18 protein-coding genes are annotated in these 21,426 nt (G+C 52.1%); 7 read left to right on the forward strand and 11 right to left on the reverse strand.

The window, feature by feature from the left end; translation table 11 throughout:
* Nucleotides 1-29 precede the first annotated feature (29 nt).
* Nucleotides 30-1,799 carry a glycoside hydrolase family 2 protein gene (locus KDC22_RS20125; protein ID WP_211720122.1) on the reverse strand — a complete coding sequence of 590 codons (1,770 nt, stop codon included), beginning with the start codon at nt 1,797-1,799 and terminating at the stop codon, nt 30-32.
* A 229-nt stretch (nt 1,800-2,028) separates the two neighbouring features.
* On the opposite strand from KDC22_RS20125, the gene KDC22_RS20130 reads away from it, so the two are divergent.
* Nucleotides 2,029-2,757: an SDR family oxidoreductase gene (locus KDC22_RS20130; RefSeq protein ID WP_211720123.1), complete on the forward strand. Its 729-nt coding sequence runs from the start codon at nt 2,029-2,031 to the stop codon at nt 2,755-2,757.
* A 20-nt stretch (nt 2,758-2,777) separates the two neighbouring features.
* A complete protein-coding gene (locus KDC22_RS20135; protein ID WP_211720124.1) occupies nt 2,778-3,218 on the forward strand; it encodes a MerR family transcriptional regulator in 441 nt (146 codons plus the stop codon).
* A 105-nt stretch (nt 3,219-3,323) separates the two neighbouring features.
* On the opposite strand, the gene KDC22_RS20140 is transcribed toward KDC22_RS20135, so the two are convergent.
* The 7 genes from KDC22_RS20140 to KDC22_RS20170 form a co-directional block, all read right to left on the reverse strand.
* Nucleotides 3,324-4,274, reverse strand: coding sequence for an ArsR/SmtB family transcription factor (locus KDC22_RS20140; RefSeq protein WP_343221778.1), 951 nt, complete (start codon nt 4,272-4,274; stop codon nt 3,324-3,326).
* Between the two features lie 50 nt (nt 4,275-4,324).
* Nucleotides 4,325-5,050, reverse strand: a complete 726-nt coding sequence (locus tag KDC22_RS20145; RefSeq protein WP_211720125.1) for an MOSC domain-containing protein — start codon at nt 5,048-5,050, stop codon at nt 4,325-4,327.
* Between the two features lie 173 nt (nt 5,051-5,223).
* Nucleotides 5,224-7,167, reverse strand: coding sequence for an FtsX-like permease family protein (locus tag KDC22_RS20150; RefSeq protein ID WP_211720126.1), 1,944 nt, complete (start codon nt 7,165-7,167; stop codon nt 5,224-5,226).
* Complete coding sequence (locus tag KDC22_RS20155; RefSeq protein ID WP_173132808.1) at nt 7,164-7,919, reverse strand: ABC transporter ATP-binding protein; 756 nt, start codon at nt 7,917-7,919, stop codon at nt 7,164-7,166. The genes KDC22_RS20150 and KDC22_RS20155 overlap by 4 nt, the downstream gene beginning before the upstream one ends.
* 99 nt (nt 7,920-8,018) lie before the next feature.
* A complete protein-coding gene (locus tag KDC22_RS20160) occupies nt 8,019-9,023 on the reverse strand; it encodes a sensor histidine kinase (RefSeq protein ID WP_211720127.1) in 1,005 nt (334 codons plus the stop codon).
* Entirely contained in the window at nt 9,020-9,709 is a 690-nt protein-coding gene (locus KDC22_RS20165) for a response regulator transcription factor (RefSeq protein WP_173132802.1), read from the reverse strand. Before KDC22_RS20165 ends, KDC22_RS20160 begins: the two co-directional genes overlap by 4 nt.
* A gap of 102 nt (nt 9,710-9,811) precedes the next feature.
* Complete coding sequence (locus KDC22_RS20170; protein ID WP_211724117.1) at nt 9,812-10,771, reverse strand: LacI family DNA-binding transcriptional regulator; 960 nt, start codon at nt 10,769-10,771, stop codon at nt 9,812-9,814.
* Between the two features lie 189 nt (nt 10,772-10,960).
* Between KDC22_RS20170 and KDC22_RS20175 the strand changes: the two genes are divergently transcribed.
* Nucleotides 10,961-11,509: a DUF5677 domain-containing protein gene (locus KDC22_RS20175; RefSeq protein ID WP_246553761.1), complete on the forward strand. Its 549-nt coding sequence runs from the start codon at nt 10,961-10,963 to the stop codon at nt 11,507-11,509.
* Between the two features lie 45 nt (nt 11,510-11,554).
* Here KDC22_RS20175 and KDC22_RS20180 read toward each other — a convergent pair whose 3' ends face one another.
* Complete coding sequence (locus KDC22_RS20180; protein ID WP_211720129.1) at nt 11,555-12,295, reverse strand: SDR family oxidoreductase; 741 nt, start codon at nt 12,293-12,295, stop codon at nt 11,555-11,557.
* Between the two features lie 161 nt (nt 12,296-12,456).
* Here KDC22_RS20180 and KDC22_RS20185 point away from each other — a divergent pair, with 161 nt between their 5' ends.
* The 4 genes from KDC22_RS20185 to KDC22_RS20200 all read left to right on the forward strand — a co-directional run bounded on the left by KDC22_RS20185 (nt 12,457) and on the right by KDC22_RS20200 (nt 14,800).
* A complete protein-coding gene (locus tag KDC22_RS20185; RefSeq protein ID WP_211720130.1) occupies nt 12,457-13,029 on the forward strand; it encodes a TetR/AcrR family transcriptional regulator in 573 nt (190 codons plus the stop codon).
* A gap of 100 nt (nt 13,030-13,129) precedes the next feature.
* Complete coding sequence (locus KDC22_RS20190; RefSeq protein WP_246552781.1) at nt 13,130-13,345, forward strand: DUF6199 family natural product biosynthesis protein; 216 nt, start codon at nt 13,130-13,132, stop codon at nt 13,343-13,345.
* Nucleotides 13,346-13,428: 83 nt separating this feature from the next.
* Entirely contained in the window at nt 13,429-14,010 is a 582-nt protein-coding gene (locus tag KDC22_RS20195) for a LysE family translocator (protein WP_211720131.1), read from the forward strand.
* Between the two features lie 16 nt (nt 14,011-14,026).
* Complete coding sequence (locus KDC22_RS20200; protein WP_211720132.1) at nt 14,027-14,800, forward strand: AraC family transcriptional regulator; 774 nt, start codon at nt 14,027-14,029, stop codon at nt 14,798-14,800.
* Between the two features lie 118 nt (nt 14,801-14,918).
* Here KDC22_RS20200 and KDC22_RS20205 read toward each other — a convergent pair whose 3' ends face one another.
* Nucleotides 14,919-19,844 (reverse strand): DUF8202 domain-containing protein, encoded by a 4,926-nt coding sequence (locus KDC22_RS20205; protein WP_211720133.1) that lies wholly within the window; start codon nt 19,842-19,844, stop codon nt 14,919-14,921.
* Between the two features lie 764 nt (nt 19,845-20,608).
* Entirely contained in the window at nt 20,609-21,298 is a 690-nt protein-coding gene (locus KDC22_RS20210) for a hypothetical protein (protein WP_211720134.1), read from the reverse strand.
* Between the last annotated feature and the right edge of the window lie 128 nt (nt 21,299-21,426).

Below are 21,426 nucleotides of genomic sequence, written 5' to 3' on the forward strand. Positions count from 1 at the left end.
TCGCCGCTTGTTAGGCCACAATGTTACGATTATTCCCTTAGCTGCAAATTGGCCTTACGAATCTCGTCCAGCGGAATTTTCGGTGTCCGGTCCGCCGTTAAGAGTCCGTTCACTTCCTGCTGGACATCCGTAATCTGTGTGTAGCAATATCCGCAGATATAAGGGGTGTCCTTAATGGCCTGGGTGATTGAGCAGAAACGCTCCATGAAGGCCTCCGTGCTGCCCACCTGCTCTCCATATCCCCAGCCGTCACCGGAATCAAAGGCAATGCCGCCGAATTCACTGACGATCACCGGCTGGCCGCGGTAGGCATAGCCTTGGGCCATCACGTATTTCCAGTTATTGAACGAGAATTCCCCGCCAAGCACGCTTCCTGCGTCTGCATAACGCTTATGCAAGACGTCACCGCTCTCCTCATAATCATGCAGGGTAATAATATCGCTGATGGTATGCTCCCAGCCGTCATTCACAATAACCGGACGGTTCGGGTCAATCGCCTTGGTCAGATGATAGATCGCTTCCGTGAATTTCTGCTGCCGCTTATTCGTGTAGACCTCCGGAATGCCCCACGATTCATTAAAAGGCACCCAGGTGATCACTGAAGGATGATTATATTGCTGCCGGACAATCTCTGTCCATTCGTTCGTGAAGTTCTCCACCGCTTCGTCATTGAACTCAAAGGTCGCCGCCATCTCCGACCAGACCAGCAGTCCCTTCACATCGCACCAGTACAGGAAGCGGGCATCCTCGATCTTCATATGCTTGCGGACACCGTTGTAGCCCATCGCCAGAACCGCGTCGATATCGGCAATCAGCGCCTCCTCCGAAGGCGGGGTCAGATGGCTCTCCGGCCAGTAGCCCTGATCCAGAATCAGCCGCTGATACACCGGGGTATTGTTAAGCAGCACCTTGCCTTGTTCGATGGATATTTTGCGGAGTCCGAAGTAGGAATACACCCGGTCAATGACCAGATCATCCTGGTACAGAATGAACTCCACCCCGTACAGCATTGGCGACGCAGGCGACCAGGACTGCAGCTTCCACGGGCCATGCGCTTCATGCGTCAGCTCCACATCCAGCTGCAGCCAGGCCCGGTCTGCCTGTAGCGAGACCTGCTTGAAGGTCTGCTCCCCCGTGCTGATCCGGGTCTCCAGGCGGAGATTAGGCGCAGCCGCGTGGGTCTGATATTCAAAACGGACAGAGCGGGTATCGAGATCCGGCGTGATTTTGACAGATTTGAGATACGAGGGTGATACATACTCTACCCACACACTTTGCCAGATGCCTGTCGTCTGCACATAGAAGCACTCGAAGTTCTCCTCTACCCAGCGCTGCTTGCCCCGTGGCTGTGTGCAGCTCTGGCTGTCTTCCGCCTTGACGACCAGCCGGTTCGGCACGCCTGGAGCCGTGTTCAGATAATCAGTAATATCCAGCGAAAAAGCCGCATAACCGCCCTGATGCCCTCCCGCGTACCTGCCGTTCACCCACACCTTCGCGTTGTAATCTACCGCCTGGAAATTCAGCAGCACCCGCTTCTGTCCCAAATCAGCAGGCAGCTGCAACTCCCGCTCATACCATACATAAGGATGGAAGACCGTCTCCCCGATCCCGCTGGCCTTCGTCTCATAGGTGAACGGCACCTGAATTTTCAAATCCCCGTTCAGCTGCTCGTTCCATCTCTCCCGTTCTCCAGCGTTGTCATCGTCAAACCGGAAATCCCATTCCCCATCTAAGCTCTGCCAGGCGTCACGGACGAACTGCGGCCGCGGATAATCCTTGATATAGTGCTGAGTGGTCATCGAACTGCACACGCTCCTTATAAACAATAATTTTGTTTTAATACAATAAATATGTACTAATTATTGCAGAATCTGCTGAAATGTCAATGCCCGTTACTCCATGAATTAGTGGACAATAAAGTCTGCCGACATCCCCTTAAAATTAGTTACTTGACTTTGAGCATACTCCAAGTAGTAAGTTCATGACAGGTGGCCACCGCAATTCGAAACAGGAAAAGGGGAATACGCAATGACACAACCAACGACCGTACTGATCACAGGTGCAAATAAAGGGATCGGCTATGAAACGGCCCGGCAGCTCGGAGCCCTCGGCCATAGAATTCTGATCGGCTCACGGGATGAGCAGCGGGGTAGCGAAGCGGCAGCCGCTTTGGCACAGGAGAGCATTGATGCCCATTTCATCCATATTGATCTGCAGGATCAAGACAGTATTGCTGCAGCAGCGCAGACTATTGCCAGGGATTACTCCGGCCTTGATGTTCTAATCAACAATGCAGGCATTTCCCTTGGGGGCGGTGCTGCTCCCAGTCAATTGCCGATGAGTGACCTCAGAGCAACGTTCGAGACCAACTTTTTCGGCACCCTTTCCGTAACGAGAGCTATGCTTCCGCTGCTCTTGCAGTCTCCGGCAGGCCGGATTGTCAACATGTCCAGCGGCCTGGGTTCCTTGAGCTTCAACAGCGATCCCGGTCATGAGCATGCTGAATTTAATCTACTTGCCTACAATAGCTCCAAAGCTGCAGTTAACATGACTACGATCACTTTTGCCAAAGAATTCAAAGATACTCCGCTTAAAATCAATTCAGGTGATCCCGGCTTTACCGCGACCGATCTCAACGGCTTCACCGGCCTGCGCACCGTGGAGCAAGGGGCTGGCATCGCCGTACGTCTGGCTACACTGGATGCAGATGGCCCGACAGGAGGATTTTTTGATGAGAATGGAGAAGTTCCTTGGTAACCTAATTCAAGGAGGCTCCCATGGATCTCACCACACAGAACATTCCAGACACCGTCACTTCCATCCGCCAGGCTGCGGAGCTGACCGGCTTAACCGAGGATACGATACGCTATTATGAGCGGATTGGTCTGCTTCCCTATGCTGACCGTAAACCCAATGGCCATAGGCACTACAGTAAGGACCAGATTCTGGGCATCCGTTTCCTGATGCGCCTGAAGGCTACCGGAATGACGCTCGAGCAGATGAGGCATTATCTGGAGCTGACCCGTCAGGGTGATGGCACGTTATCTGAACGGTACACTATACTAGAAGCGCACAATGATACAATCGCCCATGAGATCGCAAGGCTTCAAGAGACGCAAGAAGTCATCCGCTATAAACTCCGCCACTTCCGTGAACTGGCGGAGAATCCGAATACCGATGCTTATGACTGTGAGGAACCGGGAAGCAGCGGGCAATAGACAGGCGCGCGAACGGAGTCCAACCCCTGAGGGCAGGGTACATTTCAATACAAAGACCCGATTTCCACAACTGCGTGGAGTTCGGGTCTTTTTACATGTACATGCTTATATAGGGTTCACACTATAAAAAATCTTCATCAACAGATCCTGCTCATAATCGCCGAACTTCTTGCCGAACAGGTTGATCCCGCCCTTGAACTTCGCATTCTCCTTCACACCCAGCCGCAGATCGACATGGCTCTGCTCAGTAAGCTTCAACAGGCCCAGATGGACGGCAGAAATCTCCTGATGGTCGATGGTGCTGCGGGTATTATCTACGCTCCAGGTCTTAAGAGCGCCGAACTGTGTGCCCGTATCAATCCACCAGGAAGGATTCAGCTTCCCGCGTCTACCGCCGAAGTCGCCGGGCGAGGTCCAGGTGCCCACCTCTACATTGTTGATCCACAGCGTAATATCCGAAGGCCAGTCATTCTCATAATTCGGCGCCTCCGAGCAGATCTCCATCGAGAACTGAATCTGGCGGATCTCTGCGCCCTGCGGAATTTCCAGCGGATAGCGGTACTCCAGATAGCCCTTACGCAGCCAGAGAAGCTGGGCGTACACCCGGTCCGGGTGGAAAAAGCCTGCCGGAGAGTCCCCGGCAATAATCGGCCCGGTCTCACTGACCATGCCGCAGGTAGGCGCCACTTCACAGGCAGTGAAATTGCCGATCGGCATGGCAATCTCATAGCAGTACTCGCCGTGGTCCGCTGACGCAAGGCGCTCCGGGACATTGATGATGATCCTGATATCATCATAGATCCGGCTGCAGACCTTCATCGCTCCGCGTGAAGCGGGCAGCAGCTCCGTCTCAATCAGCCCCGCCTGCTCCAGCACCTTCACATTCGAGGCCGACGTGGAGACCGGGATCTCCAGCGCCTCAGCCAGCTCCGCTACATTCATTCTCCGGCTGTTGAGCAGCGCAAGCATTCGCAGCCTAAGCTCCGTAGAGAGCGCATGTGTCACCTTCACCAGCTCATTAGCATTGTCCATGGATAATTCCAGAATATCAATCACTCCGTTTGGCTCTCATATTAAATCCTGCACCGAATACAACATTCCCCGCCTCAGTCCTCCAGCACAACCACCGGATCGCCCAGCCGGACCTCACCGGTCCGAATAACAGAAGCATATAATCCAAACTTCAGATTAAGCTCCTTGTGAACCTGCTTGAGCAGAGAGCTGTCCCGCTCCAGGGTATCAGGGTTGGTAGTTATCATAACACAGCGCTCACAATAGCTGTCCACCTGCAGCTCCGCGCTGCCTATCGACAGGCGGCGGCCGAGCCACTCCTCTTCCCCAAGCGAATCCTCACGGACCTCCACCACGAAGTTCCCCCGGAAGCGGCGCTGATCGACTGGCTTGCCCCATAACGCTTCCAGCTTCTTCAGGCTCTTGTCGGTCACGAGCAGAATACTGGCCCCGTCTACGGATAGCAGCTCTGGATGCTTCGCCTCCGGGTGAGGCGCCTTGAACGCAGACATCGTAATCTCTGTAGAGGTCAGACTCTGGATTTCCTCAAGCAGCTCTGTATCCCAGCCGAATACCCGGCCATCCGCCGCCGTGACACGAATATCTTCGCCGGTATATTCCGCCTTATAGGACATCAGCTTCGGTATCTTTCTGGCAGTGATGTACTGCGACCAGTCCTGTTTGGTCATATCATAGAACGAACAATATCTGTCTCCCTGAACCCCGTAGGATTCTATCCGGCAGGCCTCCAGCTCTTCCCCCGCCAAGGACTTCACCGGATAACGGTTAATCGCCCGGATGGCTCCAACTGTAACTGACACGCGCTCGCACCTCTTCTGTATTATAATATGAAGTCTCGGCCCTGCTCTGATTCTATTATCATCCCTTTGCTCTGTACAGATTCGACACAACTCTGCTTATTTCCTGTCACCACATAGAGCCAAAAAGGACAGCCCCAAGGCTATCCTCTCTGTTCCATATCCTTATAGGTTAATCATAACGATTCCCGGATTACCCGCTTGTAATACAGCACGGACAAAAGACCGAAGATGGAGTATAACACAGTATATACCGCCATAACTACGAACATCGGGGTAAGCATCTCGGTCCCGAAGAAGAACCAGCCGGACTTCACGGCGAAGTAGCTGTGGCACAGGCCGACAACAAGCGGGATGCCGAAATTGAACAATTGTTTGAACTGAATACCGCGCAGCAGGTCCCCTTGGGTGAAGCCCAGCTTACGCAGGATCGTATACCCGTCCTTCTCCTCCTCACTCTCATCCATCTGCTTGAAATAGAGAATGCAGCCGGAGGTAATCAGGAAGGTCAGGCCCAGGAATCCGACAATGAACATAATTAAGCCCATGTTGGTACGCTGGTTAATTTCATACTCATACTGCGCGAAGCTTGGGAACTCCGGCTTCTGTTCCAGATAGATTTTATATGCTTCTTTGACTTGAGAATGATCCTTCAGCATAATCCCGCGGTAATTCCCGCTGCCAGGTTTGTTGTTCTGCAAATTCGGGTCCTGATGCGCTGTCAGCTCCTGGAAGACCGACTCATCCACCACGAACACCCCGATCACCCCGCCGCCATAATAATACGGTAATACGGGCTTTTCAGACAACTCGCTAAGCTGCTGTTTAATGACGCCGTCCTTTGTGTAAAAGTCCACTTCACCGCTGTCTCTGAGCTTCAGCATGGATTGCAGCGCATGGGTGTAACCTGTAATCATGACTTCACCCGGCTGTACATCTTTCCCTTCCAGACTGCTATCGCTGATCACCGTAGCTTCGAGACTGGCATCATTGTCCGGGAATTTACTGCTCTCCAGGACTTCCCCAAGATCCAGCTTCACCCGGATTGTAGGAATCTCGAACACCGTATACCCAATCTTTTTCTTATCCAGTGCCTGAACGAAGTTAGCCCCCGCATCCTTCATAACAAAGCCGAAATCATGCGGCGAGCTTTCTTTGGCTGATGTCTCTACTGAGTAGTAGGAAATATAGCTCAGAGAGAGCAGGCCGATGGCCAGCGCGGATACCGTGGTGATGACGGTCAGCAGCAGGGCGTTGGATTTCATCCGGAACATAATCGAAGAGAGCGACAACACCTCGTTAATGGACAGGTAGCCTTTTTTGCGCTTGCGGATGACATTGAAGATGAAGCTGACCGAACCTTTATAGAACAGATAAGTACCGGCTATGACCAGCGCCAAAATAATAATCATCGCCAGCATCAGTCCGTTCATGCCTGTGAACTTCCCGCTGAACAGCTGGCTGGATACATAATATCCCGCAGCAATGAAGCCAATGCCGAGCAGCCCCATAATAATCTCCCACAGGGGCATTTTCTTAACCAGCCCTTGTGTCGTGGACGTTGTCTTGAACAGCGAGAGGATACTCTGCGCCCGGATGAAGGTGTAATTCATGATCATAATCAGCACATATACCGCTGCGAACACCAGGACCGTGCGCTGGAACGCCTCCGGGGAGAAGCGCAGCTTTGCCAGCTTGTCGATCTCCAGAATTTTGAACAGAATCATCAGGATCAGCCGTGACATGACAAATCCTGCCCCGATGCCGATGAAGAGCGAGCCGAAGTACAGCATCAGATTCTCGGCGCTCAGCAGCGCGAAGATTCTCGTCTTGGTCAGTCCGATCAGCTGGAACAGCCCGATCTCCTTGCTGCGGCGCTTAATGAAGATCGTATTCGCGTACAGCAGGAAGATGGCGACAATGGCGACCAGCAGGACGGAAGAAGCGCCGATGGCGGCCCCGCCTTTCATGGATTCGCTGACCTCATCCATCGCCGGATCAAACTGCAGCGTCACGAAGGAGAAGTACAGGGCCACACTGAAGATCAGAGCAAAGACGTAGAGATAATAGTTCTTGATATTCTTTTTGAGATTCCGCAGGATGATATAATTCAGACTCATTGCGTGACACCGCCAAGGACTCCCTGGGTACTGATAATATCATTGAAGAAGGACTGGCGGGATTCATCGCCCTTGTTCAGCTGTGTGTAGATCTGCCCGTCACGGATGAATACCACCCGGCTGCAGTAGCTTGCGGCAACCGCATCATGCGTAACCATGACGATGGTAGCCTGGCGTTTGCTGTTCATGGCGGCTAGCTTATTCAGAAGGTCGGACGCCGACTTGGAATCCAGCGCCCCCGTAGGCTCATCGGCAAAAATAATACTCGGATCATGCACGAACGCCCGCGCCGCAGAGGTCCGCTGCTTCTGCCCGCCGGAGATTTCCGCCGGATATTTGTCCTTCAGCTCATGGATGCCCAGCTCCCCGGATACCTGGTCGAACTTCTGATGAGCCTCTTTCTTCGACATGCCAGTGATCGAGAGCGGCAGCATGATATTCTCCTTGACGGTCAGCGTATCCAGCAGGTTGTAATCCTGAAAAATAAAGCCGAGGTGATGCTTACGGAACTCCGCCAGCTGCTTCTCCTTCATTCCGGTGAATTCCTTGCCCTCAATTTCTATCGTCCCTTTGCTGACCCGGTCAATCGAGGACAGCACGTTGAGGAGCGTCGTTTTACCGGACCCGGAAGGTCCCATGATCCCCACGAATTCGCCTTTATTCACCTGGAGATCAATTCCCTTTAATACTTCCTGCTTATTAAATTTGTTGCCGTAGGTTTTATAGATTTTGTTAGCCTGCATAATCACCATTTGGTTCCCCACTCCTTTTCTATAGCTCTATCATAAGCGGGTGGAGGTTCATTTTCCTGCGCTTCGCCGAACAAATGGAAGAAGCATGTGACACTATTGTCACATGCCGGTCAATCGCTGAAAGTCGTTCTCTCTTGGAAAAGTCAGCGTAAACACACTACCCTGCCCGGGGGTGGATGCGGCGTGAAGCCGGATCTGCAGCGGCTCTGCAACCTGCCGGGTCAGATACAGCCCCATTCCGGTGGCCGCACTCTCCTGGCGTACACGCGAGGAGGTGAACCCTTTATCATAGATCCGCGGCAGATCCCTGGGGTCAATGCCCTGTCCGCTGTCTTCTATGACCAGTACGACATGACCGTCTGCTTCGCTGCTTCTAATGAGGATATCTGAGGCTTCGCTGTATTTCACGGCGTTCGTCAGGAGCTGCCTGAGCATGAAGGCCAGCCATTTGCCGTCTGTCAGCACTTCTTCCGCCTCAAGGTCCACGTCAAACCCGATTCCCTTCGAGATGCACCAGGATTTCAGCGCCCGGATCTCCTTATTGAGGATAGGCGCGAGACTTACCTTCTCAATGAACAGGTCATTGCGGATAAACGGAATCCGCTTCTGATGCAGCTGCTGGTCCAGCAGATGGTGAATCCGCAGCCATTCGTACATCAGCTGCCGCTGAAGTGTCTCATCCGTCAGACGTTCAATCATGAGCTGCATCGCGGTCAGCGGGGTTTTGACCTCGTGAATCCAGGAGAGCAGCTCGTCCTTCTCCGACTCCAGCAGCTGATAATTGACGGAGGATTCACGCTTGTAGCGGTCCGTCTGGGCGCTCACCGCCTCCAGCACAATCTGCTCCATCGGACTTCCCGGCTCCACAACCGCTTGAAGGTCGTAGATCTGATCCCAGGCTTCCAGGCTTCTATAGAACCGGGTCTCCCGGGGGTATCTCAGGAAGACGAAGGCCAGGCAGAGCAGCGTGTTCAGCATTACGATATACAGGACCGGCAGCAAGGGAATCGAGGAATCCACATAGGCCACGAAGATAATGATCGCTTGCAGGACGGCCAGCAGCAGCAGCCAGCTTCGCTTCTCGGTGAAGTATTTCCTTATCATTCTGCCGCCTCTTCGGTCGCTATATACCCTTGCCCGACCTTGGTCTCAATGAAAGACTCCAGCCCCAGCGGTTCCAGCTTTTTGCGCAGCCGGTTCACATTCACGGTCAGGGTATTATCGCTGACAAAATGCTCGTTGTCCCACAGGCTCTTGATGATCTCCTCACGCTCCACAATACGGTTCTTGTGCTCAAGCAGTATTTTGAGGATCAGCATCTCATTCTTCGTCAGCAGGGCCACCCCCTCACTCGCCGTGACCGTATTCTTCACGAACTCAATCGCTGCTCCGCGCCAGGTCTTCAGCTCCGTTCCATCCTTGCTGTAATTATAGACCCGGCGGAGCGTAGCCTGAATCTTGGCAATCAGCACTTCAAAGTGGAAGGGCTTCTGGATGAAGTCATCTGCTCCAAGCTGCATGGACATTACCATATCACTCGGATGATCACGGGAGGAGAGGAAGATAATCGGCACGTTGGAGTGGCTGCGCAGAATCCGGCACCAGTGGAAGCCGTCGAACTGCGGCAGCTGAATATCTATCACCACCAGATCCGGCTTCACCTCCGTGAATTCCTGCAGGACCTTGCCGAAATTCGTAATCCCGTACACCTCATAAGACCACTGGGCCAGCCTTTCCTTAATCTCCCCAAACAGAGTGATGTCGTCTTCGATCAGCATAATTTTGAACAATAGGGACTCTCCTTCAGCAGTATTGCTATTCATTAATCCAATTGGATAATTATACTTCACATTGATGAATTGACAAAGGCTTGGGCAGGTTGTAGCCATCACTCATACGGTCTGCCGCTCAATCAGGTTCAAATGAATCTCTTCATGGGCCTGGCTTCCGTCCACCGCCTGCAGCAAAGCCCTCCGTCCGATCTCCACCAGCGGGATCTCGAAGGTCGTGATATGCATCATTCTGGCGATCGGCTGATTGTCGAACCCTACAATGGCAAGCTGACCCGGCACCTCAATCCCATTCTCCCGGCAAAAGGACAGAATTCCCGCCGCCACCTGATCACTGGTAACCAGCAGTGCAGTTGGAGGGTCGTCCATCTTCAGAATCCGCTGCATAATCCATTCCCCGTCTTCCAGCTGCACACAATCATAGAACATATAGTCATGGTTATAGGCTTCATTCCGGTTCATATAGAAGTCCCGGTAGGCCGCCTCCCTTAAATTGCTGTTAGGACTGGACTGTCTGGCCAGGCAATAGCCGATCTTATAATGACCTTTGCCCCTCAAATAGGTAAGCGCACGGGTAAAGCTCTGATAATGATCCATAAATATGGAGGACACCTGATGTCCCCTGCCGTCCTCCAGGACAATTATAGGCCCATACTGCACATAATCGTCAACAATCTCCCAGCTGCAGGTCCGCGAACAGATAATCAGCGCATCAATTTGCTTCAGCTTCAGCATCATCAGTGCATCCAGCTCCCGCTCTGCTTCATAGTTGGACTGAATCAGCACCAGCTTATAATTATCCTTGATAGCCTCATCCGCTATTCCTTCCACGACCATCCCGAAATACGGCCGCGTGATATAGGGAACGACCACCCCTATCAGATTCGTCCTGCCCCTGCTTAGATGTACTGCATTAATATTACGTTCATAATCAGCCGTCTCCATGGCCTGCAGAACAGCTTCCCTCTTCGCCTTGCTTACATAAGGATGGCCGTTAAGAACACGGGACACCGTTGTGACCGAGACTCCGGCCAGCTTCGCAATATCTTTGATATTCGCCATAATTCCACCTTCCCATGCTTGCTGCATACCCCTTACACTCCTGTTAATTTTACCTCAAACTGCCGGAATGCGTTAGATTCAGACCACAAATAAAGCGTTTGACATGGAAGGCGTTTCATAGATTACAGTGGAGTTAGAGACCCGTCCGGCAGCTGAATGACGGTAAGAGGGAAGGAAGAGGTGAGTGGAATGCACGAGGAAGAGCTACTGATGGCCAGTGCGGGAACAGATGGGGAACCTGCGGTTACGTATGAGGAGATGATCTGCCTGCTGGAGGCCTGCCTGATTGAACAGCCTTTTCCGCAAAATCTGATGTCCCATATCGCTTATTACTTCATCAGCCGTTTCCGCCAGTCGATGCCCGCACTGCGCCTGCTGCTGAATTCCGGTTACCCGGCAGAAGCCGGCAACATTCTGCGTATGCTGGTTGAATATACAATCACCTTAAAATTCATAGCGAATCAACCGGATATACGTGCATCCCGGTTTATAGAAGAGGCCAGCATCATTCCGCTACATCCGGAATTTGAAATGCTGGCCATGGCTGAAGAAACGAAAATGCTGGATTGGTTCCACTCCATCTACCTGCCCTATTCAAGCGCTATTACTCCGCATTCGAGCCGGGAGCTTGATGAGTTATTTGTGCCAGGCTGTCATGAAGACTGTGACACTATGGATTTGCTCGCCTTATCCTGTGATTTGGCTGTGGTCCTGCTGGACTGTATCCGTTCGCTCTGATTTTGTCCGGTGAGCTTCCTCTATTTCATTCCCCATAGACTCCTTTTAAGGCAGGATCGTCGGTCTGACCACAATCTCATTCACACTGGTATCCTCAGGTTCATTAATCGCATATACAATTGCTCTGGCAATACTGTAAGGAGATATTGCCATGCTGTTCATCTGGCCCGCCATCGCCCGGATTTCCGGACTGCTGATCGTATGGGCCAGCTCTGTATCCGTCATCCCCGGCGAGATAATGGTCGAGCGAATGTGTGAAGTTGGGGATTCTTCCTGCCGCAATCCCTCGGAGATGGCGCGGACGGCATATTTGGTGGCGCTGTATACCGCAGATGATGGACTTACGCTATAACCTGCTACCGAGGACAGGTTGATGATATGCCCCGACTGCTGCTCCCTCATAACCGGCAGAACGGCAGCGATGCCATACAGCACGCCTTTGATGTTGACATCAATCATCTGATCCCATTCGTGTAACTTCAGCTCCTGCAGCATGGATGCGGGCATTACTCCGGCGTTATTCACCAGTACATCGATCCGTCCGTATTGCTGCAGTGCGAACCTTGCCAGCTTCTCCAGCTCCTCCGCAGAAGTTACATCGGTCTGCAGATATACTGCATCACCGCCTTCCTGCACAATTTCACTGACGATGGTCTGCAGGCGCTCTGTTCTTCTGGCTGCCAAGACGAGCCTTGCGCCTGTTTGAGCCAGCAGCCGGGCTGCAGCTTCACCTATACCGCTTGAAGCTCCCGTAATGATGATTACCTTGGATGGTTTGTTATTCACTTGTGACCTCTCCTTTTATTCAACTCGTGTTGATTATCTGACTGGTGTTGATTATTATTATATAGAGATGAGATGGCTATTCAATCGCTAATGTAAGCGGAAATGTCCTATATGCAACAAGCGCAGGCCATGTGTTCATTAACTGGAGGAGGTTCATCATCATGGGTACCGGAATCAAGACAGACAGACGGATTCTGAGAACAAGAGAAGCGATTAACAGAGCCTTTCTGGAGCTTTTTGCCGAGAAGGAGCTGGAACAAATCACAATTAACGAGATCGCGGAACGGGCGAATGTAAACCGGGGGACCGTCTATCTCCACTACACCGACAAATATGATCTGCTCAACAGATGCATTGAGGAACACCTGGGCACAATGTTCCTATCCTGCAATATGACCCGCACTCCGGATGGAGATGTTGGACTCATCCGCGAAATGAAGCCGGTATTTCGCTATTTCGAACAGAACTTCCTGTTCTTCTCCGCTATGCTTGCCAACCAGAGAACCACAATCTTCCGTGAACGCCTGCTGGAGATTGTCTCGGCGAATGTAATTCATAAGCTGGAGACGAAGAAGTCTGTTCCTGAAGAAATGGATAAGCAGCTCATTGCCCATTTCATGGCTTCAGCTTTCGTGGGTACTGTCGAGTGGTGGATTCAGAACCGGATGCCGCATACTCCGGAAGAGATGGCGCAGCAGGTGCGGAGGTTGTTTGAGGGGAATACAATATTGTGAAACCTCCCCTAAGCCAAGTAACGTATTAGATACTAACGGCTAAACATTTGAACCTACTGAGGAGCTGATTATCATCGAAACTTTTACCGGAATCTTCGTCTTGTTATTCGGAATAGCAACCAACTTATTTGCCTTATATGTGCGCAGACACCCCACCTTCACCTGGCAGATGAGTGAGGGCTGGAAAACGAAAGGAGATAGTGAACCCAGTGAAGCCTACATCAGCTCCATGCGCTTCAGAGGGGCAGTGGCCTTATGGATAGGATCATTCATCATGGTGATGGGGATATTGACAATATGGAGTGCTCTCGGCTAATGGAATAGCGAGCTGCAATAATGTACTATAGCCATTCCCGGTCCCGGTGTATATTCATGGAACTACTTACACCGGAGGTCCTCATGAATATCCTTTCTTTCATCATCTACTGTATTGTGGTTACCTTCACACCCGGCCCGACCAATATTGTGATTCTCTCCTCTGTGCAGCACTATGGGGCCAGGAAAACAATGGGATACGTCGGCGGAGCCACACTCGCGTTCGGATTGCTTCTTGCCGCATCCGCTCTGCTGAACCGCCTGCTGGCGGGCATTCTCCCGCATCTTCTCGGCGTCATGCAGCTCATCGGCAGCCTGTATATGCTCTACCTTGCTTATCAGGTGTACAGGATGGGCCGTTCTGAAGCCGCGGGCCGGCAGGCCTCCGGCTTCCTCTCCGGGCTGGTGATGCAATTCGCCAATCCGAAGGTGCTACTGTTCACACTGACTGTGATCCCAAGTTATGTTATGCCCTATTATAGCTCACCCGCAGCAGCCTTCCTCTTCGTCATAGTTATTACTGTGATCGGTTTCCTGGCCTTTACTGCCTGGGTCATATTCGGCTCCGTATTCAAGAGCTTACTGCAGCGGCATCAGCGGATAATGAATAATCTAATGGCTCTTTTTCTAGTATACTCTGCTGTAATGGTATCCGGTATTATATAGAGCGGCGGTGATTCAAGTGGAGCAATTCAATTATAAAAAGTCAGCAGAGATCCTCGCCTTATCGGCCAGCATGACAGATTTCACCTACAAAAAGCATTGCCACGAAGAATACGCCGTAGGCGTTACCCTGCGCGGCATTCAGCAATATACACTGGACGGCAGCTTCCAGGCTTCGCACAGGAACGGGGTTATGCTGTTTAACCCGGAGCAGATTCATGACGGCAGCTCTTACGACCGGGCAGGCATTGACTACGTCATGCTGTATATCAAGCCTCACCTGATGGCTGAGCTTCTGGGCCAACAGGAACTGCACTTCACCACTCCGATCGTCTATGACAGGGAGCTGGCACATTGCATCTGTAACCTCAGTCACGCTGTCCAGAGCGGGGCCGACGAGTCACTTAGCAGCGAACTGCTTATCCGGCTCGCCAACCGCTTGTCCCATACGGAAATACAGACGCCGCGGCGGATTAACAATGCTTTTGTCAACAAAGCCAAAGAAATGATGTACTGCAGCCTGGACCAGGTACTGAAGCTCGACGACCTCGCGCGGGAGTTAAACCTATCCAAATACCAGTTCATCCGCGAGTTCAAAGCCCATACCGGAACCTCACCCTATCAATTCTTCCTGAACTGCAAGGTCGAACACGCCAAGCAATTCATCGAGAAGAACAGGGACATCTATTCCGCTGTAGCAGACTACGGCTTCACAGACCTGACCCATCTGAACCGTCATTTCAAAAGTGTCTTCGGCATCACGGCTTATGAATATATGCTGCAGTTGGGCTAACAGGCACGGTCATTTGATGCATTTCGTTATCCACGATAGGAACACAAACAAGAAAGGGCCGCCCTCGTCATTCTCATGACTTGGACAGCCCTTCCTTTGTAAGCCTACAACTGTATACCTACTGCTTGATAATCATCTCGCCGCCTTCCGGCCGGCTTGTGTAGCTGTGATCCTGGGATGCCTCCTCAATCTGATGGAACGCCCAGTGGATCGTCGGCACATCGGACCATAATGGAACGGTCTCCCCGTACAGCGGTCCTCTTTCCAAAATACGGTTAAATACAGTAACTCCCTCGGCACGGGTCAAGGCTTTATCCGGCTGGAATCTGCCATTCGTCATGCCTTCCATATAACCGGCCTCTTTCGTTTGGCCGATTGCCTTCTCTGCCCAATGGCCAAGGGCATCGTTATAGCTGTGTTCTCCTGTACCTGAGAGTGCTTTCCAGCGCGCAATGATGACTGCCATTTCCGCTCTGGTGATGCCCTGCTCCGGTCTGAAGCTTCCATCTGTCATGCCCTTCATCAGTCCGGCGCCTGTAACCTGACGGATGGCTTCTGCTGCCCAGTGGCTGCCTGAGACATCCGAATATTGGGCTGCGTTTGCACCTTGCAGCTCCAGCACCCGGTATAGAATCATGGCGACCTGCGCTCTGGTCAGCGCGTTCTCCGGCTTGAATGTTCCGTCCGGCATACCGACCATATAAGCGCGATGGCTTCCGGCAGCCCCGTTATCCAGATTAAGAATAGTGAAGGTGCTGAACTTCCCGATGGTGAAGGACAGTCCCAGTTTGTTGTCCCCATAAGCTACAACGGCGGGCTTCACCAACTCCCGTTCCCCATCGCTGTGTTCAATGAACACGGCCAGCTTCGACAGATAAGCTTCTCTTGCACTTGCCTCTGCCGGTACATGACTGCTGTTCAATGGCAATGTGATGGTCACTGGACGGCTTGTCATATTGGTTTCAATCGTCATGGGACGATCTACCACATAGACATTGCCGTTGTTCAGTACCTTGCGGACCAACTCCTCGGTTCTGGCCCGTTCTTCGACCTGCTTACGCTCGCTTTCCTGTTTGACAGGAATGAGGTGGAAATACAGATTCGGGTTCAGGCCGCTAAGCGAAGCATTCGGAATAGTAATCATTCCGTTGTCCGTATAGATTTCCAGGTTTAGACCGGCATCTTGTACAGCTTTCACTGCCGCATCCGGCAACTCCACCCGGACATCTTTTACAATATCCTGTTTGTCCGGAATGACAATACGTACACTTGTCGAACGGGCAGCTAATGTCTTTTCAACCGCTTCAAGAGCTTTAGCCGTGGTAAACGTCACTTTATCACTCTTGCTGCCATCGTTATTTGTCATTCTTTCAATTTCAGTTTTTGCAACAATTCCATACCCTGTGGCCTCGACATCTACCGTTATTCTCTCTACTACCGGTAGGGCCGGTGTAGGTGTATTAGAAGGGACATAAGGCGTCTGGGAAGGCTGATTAGGCTCAATAGGCGCGGATTGGCGTCTCACGGTAACCGTGTACGTCTTGTCGCTGCCATCCGTTTCCCGAACTACGATGGTTACGGTATTATCGCCTACATTCAGAGTCACCGCAGCACTTGCTTGCCCCGTCCCGGCAGCCTGGCCGTTAACCGTAATGGCTGCCCCCGGATGAGCAGCTGCCAATGTCAGCTGAAGCTCGGAGACATTGTACTCCACGATAAGACTGTATTCGTATACGCTCGCCGTTACACTTGGCTGAATCATGCCAGAGGATGGCGTAATATTCACCAATCCGCTCTTTGCAACCAATGCCCCGTAAGCCGCTTGCAATGCTTCTAATGCCGCGTCCACCTCTGCCTGCGTGGCAGTGGTGCTTCCCAGCACCGTTTGCGCTGTCGTCAGCATAGACTCGTAGCTTGCCCAGCTTGCTGGCGTATAGGTTTCCTTGTCCAGAATAGCGGACAAGTCCACTTCCGCTTGCAGCTTGGTTTTGTCCACCACTGGTACCACAGGAACTTCCACCAATGCTTCTCGCGCTGCCGTCAGCTCCGCCAGTGCGGTTTCCACTTCGGTCTGCGTCGCAGTCGCGCTTCCCAGCACCGCTTGCGCTGTCGTCAGCTTGGACTCGTAACTCGTCCAGCTTCCCGTTGTGTAGTCTTCCTCATCCAATGTGGAAGACAAGTCCACTTCCGCTTGCAGCTTGCTCTTGTCCACCACTGGCTTCAGCACCAGTGCTTCACGCGCTGCCGTCAGCTCTGCCAGTGCCGTGTCCACTTCGGTCTGCGTCGCAGTCGCGCTTCCCAGCACCGCTTGCGCGGTGGTTAGCTTGGACTCATAGCTCGTCCAGCTTCCGGTTGTGTAGTCTTCCTCTTCCAGCGTGGAAGACAAGTCCACTTCCGCTTGCAGTTTGCTCTTGTCCACGACTGGTTTCAGCACCAGCGCTTCACGCGCTGCCGTCAGCTCCGCCAGTGCCGTGTCCACTTCGGTCTGCGTTGCAGTCGCGCTTCCAAGCACCGCTTGCGCGGTGGTCAGCTTGGACTCGTAGCTCGTCCAGCTTCCCGTTGTGTAGTCTTCCTCGTCCAACGTGGAAGACCGATCCACTTCCGCTTGCAGCTTGCTCTTGTCCACCACTGGTTTCAGCACCAGTGCTTCACGCGCTGCCGTCAGCTCCGCCAGTGCGGTGTCCACTTCGGTCTGCGTCGCAGTCGCGCTTCCCAGTACCGCTTGCGCGGTCGTCAGCTTGGACTCGTAACTCGTCCAGCTTCCGGTTGTGTAGTCTTCCTCGTCCAACGTGGAAGACAAGTTCATTTCCGCTTGCAGCTTGCTCTTGTCTACTACGGAAATCGTTTTGGAGGCCATGTTGGTTTTTCCGTTTTTGGCTGAAGTCACTTCTACCGTGTATTTGCCATACGGCAGTGCCTCTTCCGGCTCAAAACTCCATGTGCCATCCGCTTTTACAGTTACTGTCGGGGTTCCGATGGTATGCCCGTCCTGATCTTTGATAATAGCCGTTACCGTAGCTCCGGGATCTGTCGTTCCCTGGAACTCTGGCGTGGTATCGGTTACCATCTCACCTCCAGGAGCTGTAATGACAAGTGTCGGCACCGGGACGTTAACCGTAATTCCCTTGGTGGCTACCGCAGACTTGACGCCCTTGGTGGCTGTCGCCTCAATAGTGTACTCACCATCTTGTAAGTTGTCGCCCGGGGTGAATGACCACTTCCCGTCCGCTTCCACAACGGCATTTCCGCCTGCACCAGTCACAATATGACCGTCTTTATCTTTGATTACAATCGCAACGGCAGAACCCGGCTCGGCTTCCCCTGTAATCTCAGGCTTAGGAACAGTGACCAAGCTCCCCGTAGGCTGGATGATTTGGAGCGAGTCAATGAACTGATCCTTTGGACTCACCGTGAACGGCTTCGCAGGAGCTCCGTAAGTGCTTTTGAGCGAACCCGTGCCATTATAGTCCACGTTCACAGTCTTCCCTTTAACATCCGTTCCCTCAGGCAGCGTCAAAATCAGCTTCTTAGGATCGGCAGGGTCCACTCTGTAGGTGATGCTCCCGATAGGTACGGCTGTGTCCGCGATCTGAACACTGAAGCCAGCCAAATTACCCGTTGCCATCTCCTGGTCGAAGGTGAGTACGATCTCATGCCCACCTCCCGCAACCTGTTCGAGCAAGCCCTCTTGTAGTTCAGGAGCCTCCGCTGCAAAAGTGAAGAATTGTCCATCCTTCAACGTTACTTTCACAGCATAGTGAGGTACGTTGCCGAGTGTGATTGGACTTAATTCGTATTCAGTAGCTTGTGCGAAGTCGGTGTCCGTATCGCTCACCAGCAGCTTGACCGTTTCCGGGGCAGCCGTTGCCGGAATGGCAATCTCCACCTCTCCCACACTTCCGTTGTTCTGAACCTTCCAGATCCGTTCGGCCTGATACCAATCCGTCGAGCCAAGCTGTCCGGTGAACTTAACCGGTTTGCCGTTATCCCCCCAGATCAGATATTGTCCGTTTGCAAGTACAGCTGTATTTCCACTGTTTGCTTCAGCAAGCCCAGCCAGACCAATCGCCACTTGTGTATCTTTATTAATGCTTCGGCTCTGCTTCTGGTCCAACTCTTCCAGATTGTCTTTGCCGAGGCCCGCCACATTGTGATGATACGCCGCATTGGCTGTTTTGCTCCACAGAAGTGTACCGTCTGTACCAACATAATCATGGTTTAAAGTGATCCCGTATTTTACAGCCAGATACGTCTCAATCTTCGCTGCATCAGCACTTGTGATGGTGTCATACAAAATAATTTCCGCCACTTCCGCATTTAGACCTGACCAGTTATACTGGGCGGGCGCGTTAGTCGCTCCAATGGAAGGAGTGAATGAGAAGGGAGTGAACGAACCTCCTGACACATTTGTGCTTTTTCCATCAATGGCGGCGGTATGACCCGGTTCCCCTATCTGATAATTCACAAGCTGGTGTCTGTCCCGAACCGTGGAAGGAACATAGCTATATACATTGGCCAAACCCGGACCGGTACTGACATTATTAGCGTAGCCGCCCATAACAATTACACCGTTGGAACTCTTCTGATCCGAGCTGCCAACGAGTACACCTGCGCTTCCCGACTCCGGCCATTTGTACACCGTGTACCCTGAGCGGAAGGTAATCGCTTTGTCACCCAGCAGCTTCGCTGAAGGAATATAATGATATGCGCTTAAAGGATTCGCAAATTTCACACTCGGATTGAAGTTTACTCCGCTTTCATTGTACTGCGGAACTTTTGCTCCATTCGGAAGGTCGAGCGTGAACGCTACAGGGTCAGGAGAACGATCCTCCCAGCCTGTTAATCCTCCATTTGCAGCCGACGCGCCATCATCCGCCTTCAGCCATAAAACCGGCGCCTGCATACCTCCGCCCGGAGTTCCGCTGGCCGCCTGCACCTTCGCTGGCGCAACTGCCGCTGAGAATCCGCTCGCCACCAGCGTCAGCGACAGCAAGGCCTTCAACGGCCTGTTCCACCATCCTTTACGTTGTGCATGTAAATCCATCTTTCACCTTCCGCCCCTTCTGTAGTCCTTGTTTACAGCTCGAGGAGATCAAAGGCAGACGGTTCCTTTTGGGTAAATCGCTATCTCGAGCTCCAAACAGAACTCTTTATTGTTGAAATACAAGTCTGGCAAATATAACTCTGCTAATCTCTGAATCCTTACAGCAAGCTCAGCTTTCTTCCGTCAAAAACAGGGCCATCCTCTTGTTAGAAACAGCACTCCAAGATCGCTCCCATGAATCCCTCCTTTGGCCTGCCGGTTAAGAACTGCTGACAGTATGTCAGACTGCTCAAGGGGAGAAAGCTAACGGTCAAACATAGCATTCCTTACGCCAGTTCCCGGACCTAAGCTATCTCTGGCACACAGATCTGTGCCTTTAACCATGTTAATCAAAGGATGTGAACAAAATCTGAACAGATTTCGACAAAACACTGGAATTCCTTACCTGGTTTTCAAGTTACAGCTCCATATTGTCTTCATTAAAATGCAAATCCAAGATTCCACATCCTTTTCTATGTGCTGATTCCGCAGTATTTGCATGTCCGGTATAATCTCTGTATCCCGCCGGAAAAGCGGTCCTTTAATAGACAAAGACTCCGGCAAACCGTACAGGTACGGGAGCCGGAGTCTTCGTCCGCTTTTCAAACGAGTGTTACACATTACCCCCTTATCAGCTGGATGAAGGAGAGGTACTGCCATGAATGCAACCTATTATGATCAAGCGGGATTTTCCAAATAGAATGTTGTAGTTGGTGTAAGATATATCATTGCATTCGCCGGGTGGAATCAATCGAGCCGCTGTCCCGGATATCTGTAATGACTTTGGAGACGATGATCTCCCTGTTCTCATCCAAGCCTTCAATCTCAAACGGAACACCCGCTGTAGCCGGTTGAAAAGCCAGCCAAATCGTCCGGCCTGGCCCCGCCTGAATCAGCTTCGCTTCGGATTTATCTATCCCGGCTTCCTTCTGCTGAACCACAATATGCTGAATGGACGGGTCCAGCACCTCACCGAACAGCATGGGAAAAGGCGTGGAGATTTGCTCCAGCTCAGGCACCCTCATGTAGTTGATCGCCGAAGCGGAAGGATCTTTGCTCATTCCATAGCCTGCTCCCCAGACCCATTTCCAACCGAGCCAGGTTTTGCGGACATATTCTACTTGAAGATCACTGCCTTCCTGCCGGCCCGCACGGGCAAGAAACACTAGCTTCCCTCTGGCAACAGGCTCCTGATGAATGACGGTCATAGAGTCGGAATGGCGGAATAACTCAACCGCTTCCTCCGGACTTGCGCCAAGCGGGATTTGGAGTGTCTGCTTCAGTCCGAGGGAGTGCGACATCCGCTGGTCAGACCATCCGCCGGGTCTTTCATACATATACAATAATAGATAGAGTACCGCTACAGAAGCTAGAATCACCCCGGCAGCTATCCCCCATCTCCGTGTAGTTTTCATGAATAGATGCATCCCCTGTCCCAAGTGTTCGCGCTTACAACCTCTTCCATCTACTATAGAATATTTCCGGGCAGATTACAAAAAAGCCAGCAGACAAGGTCCTGAAAGGCCCCAGTCTACTGGCTTAT

The sequence above is a fragment of the Paenibacillus tritici genome, from assembly GCF_018207515.1.
Taxonomy (GTDB): domain Bacteria; phylum Bacillota; class Bacilli; order Paenibacillales; family Paenibacillaceae; genus Paenibacillus_AQ; species Paenibacillus_AQ tritici.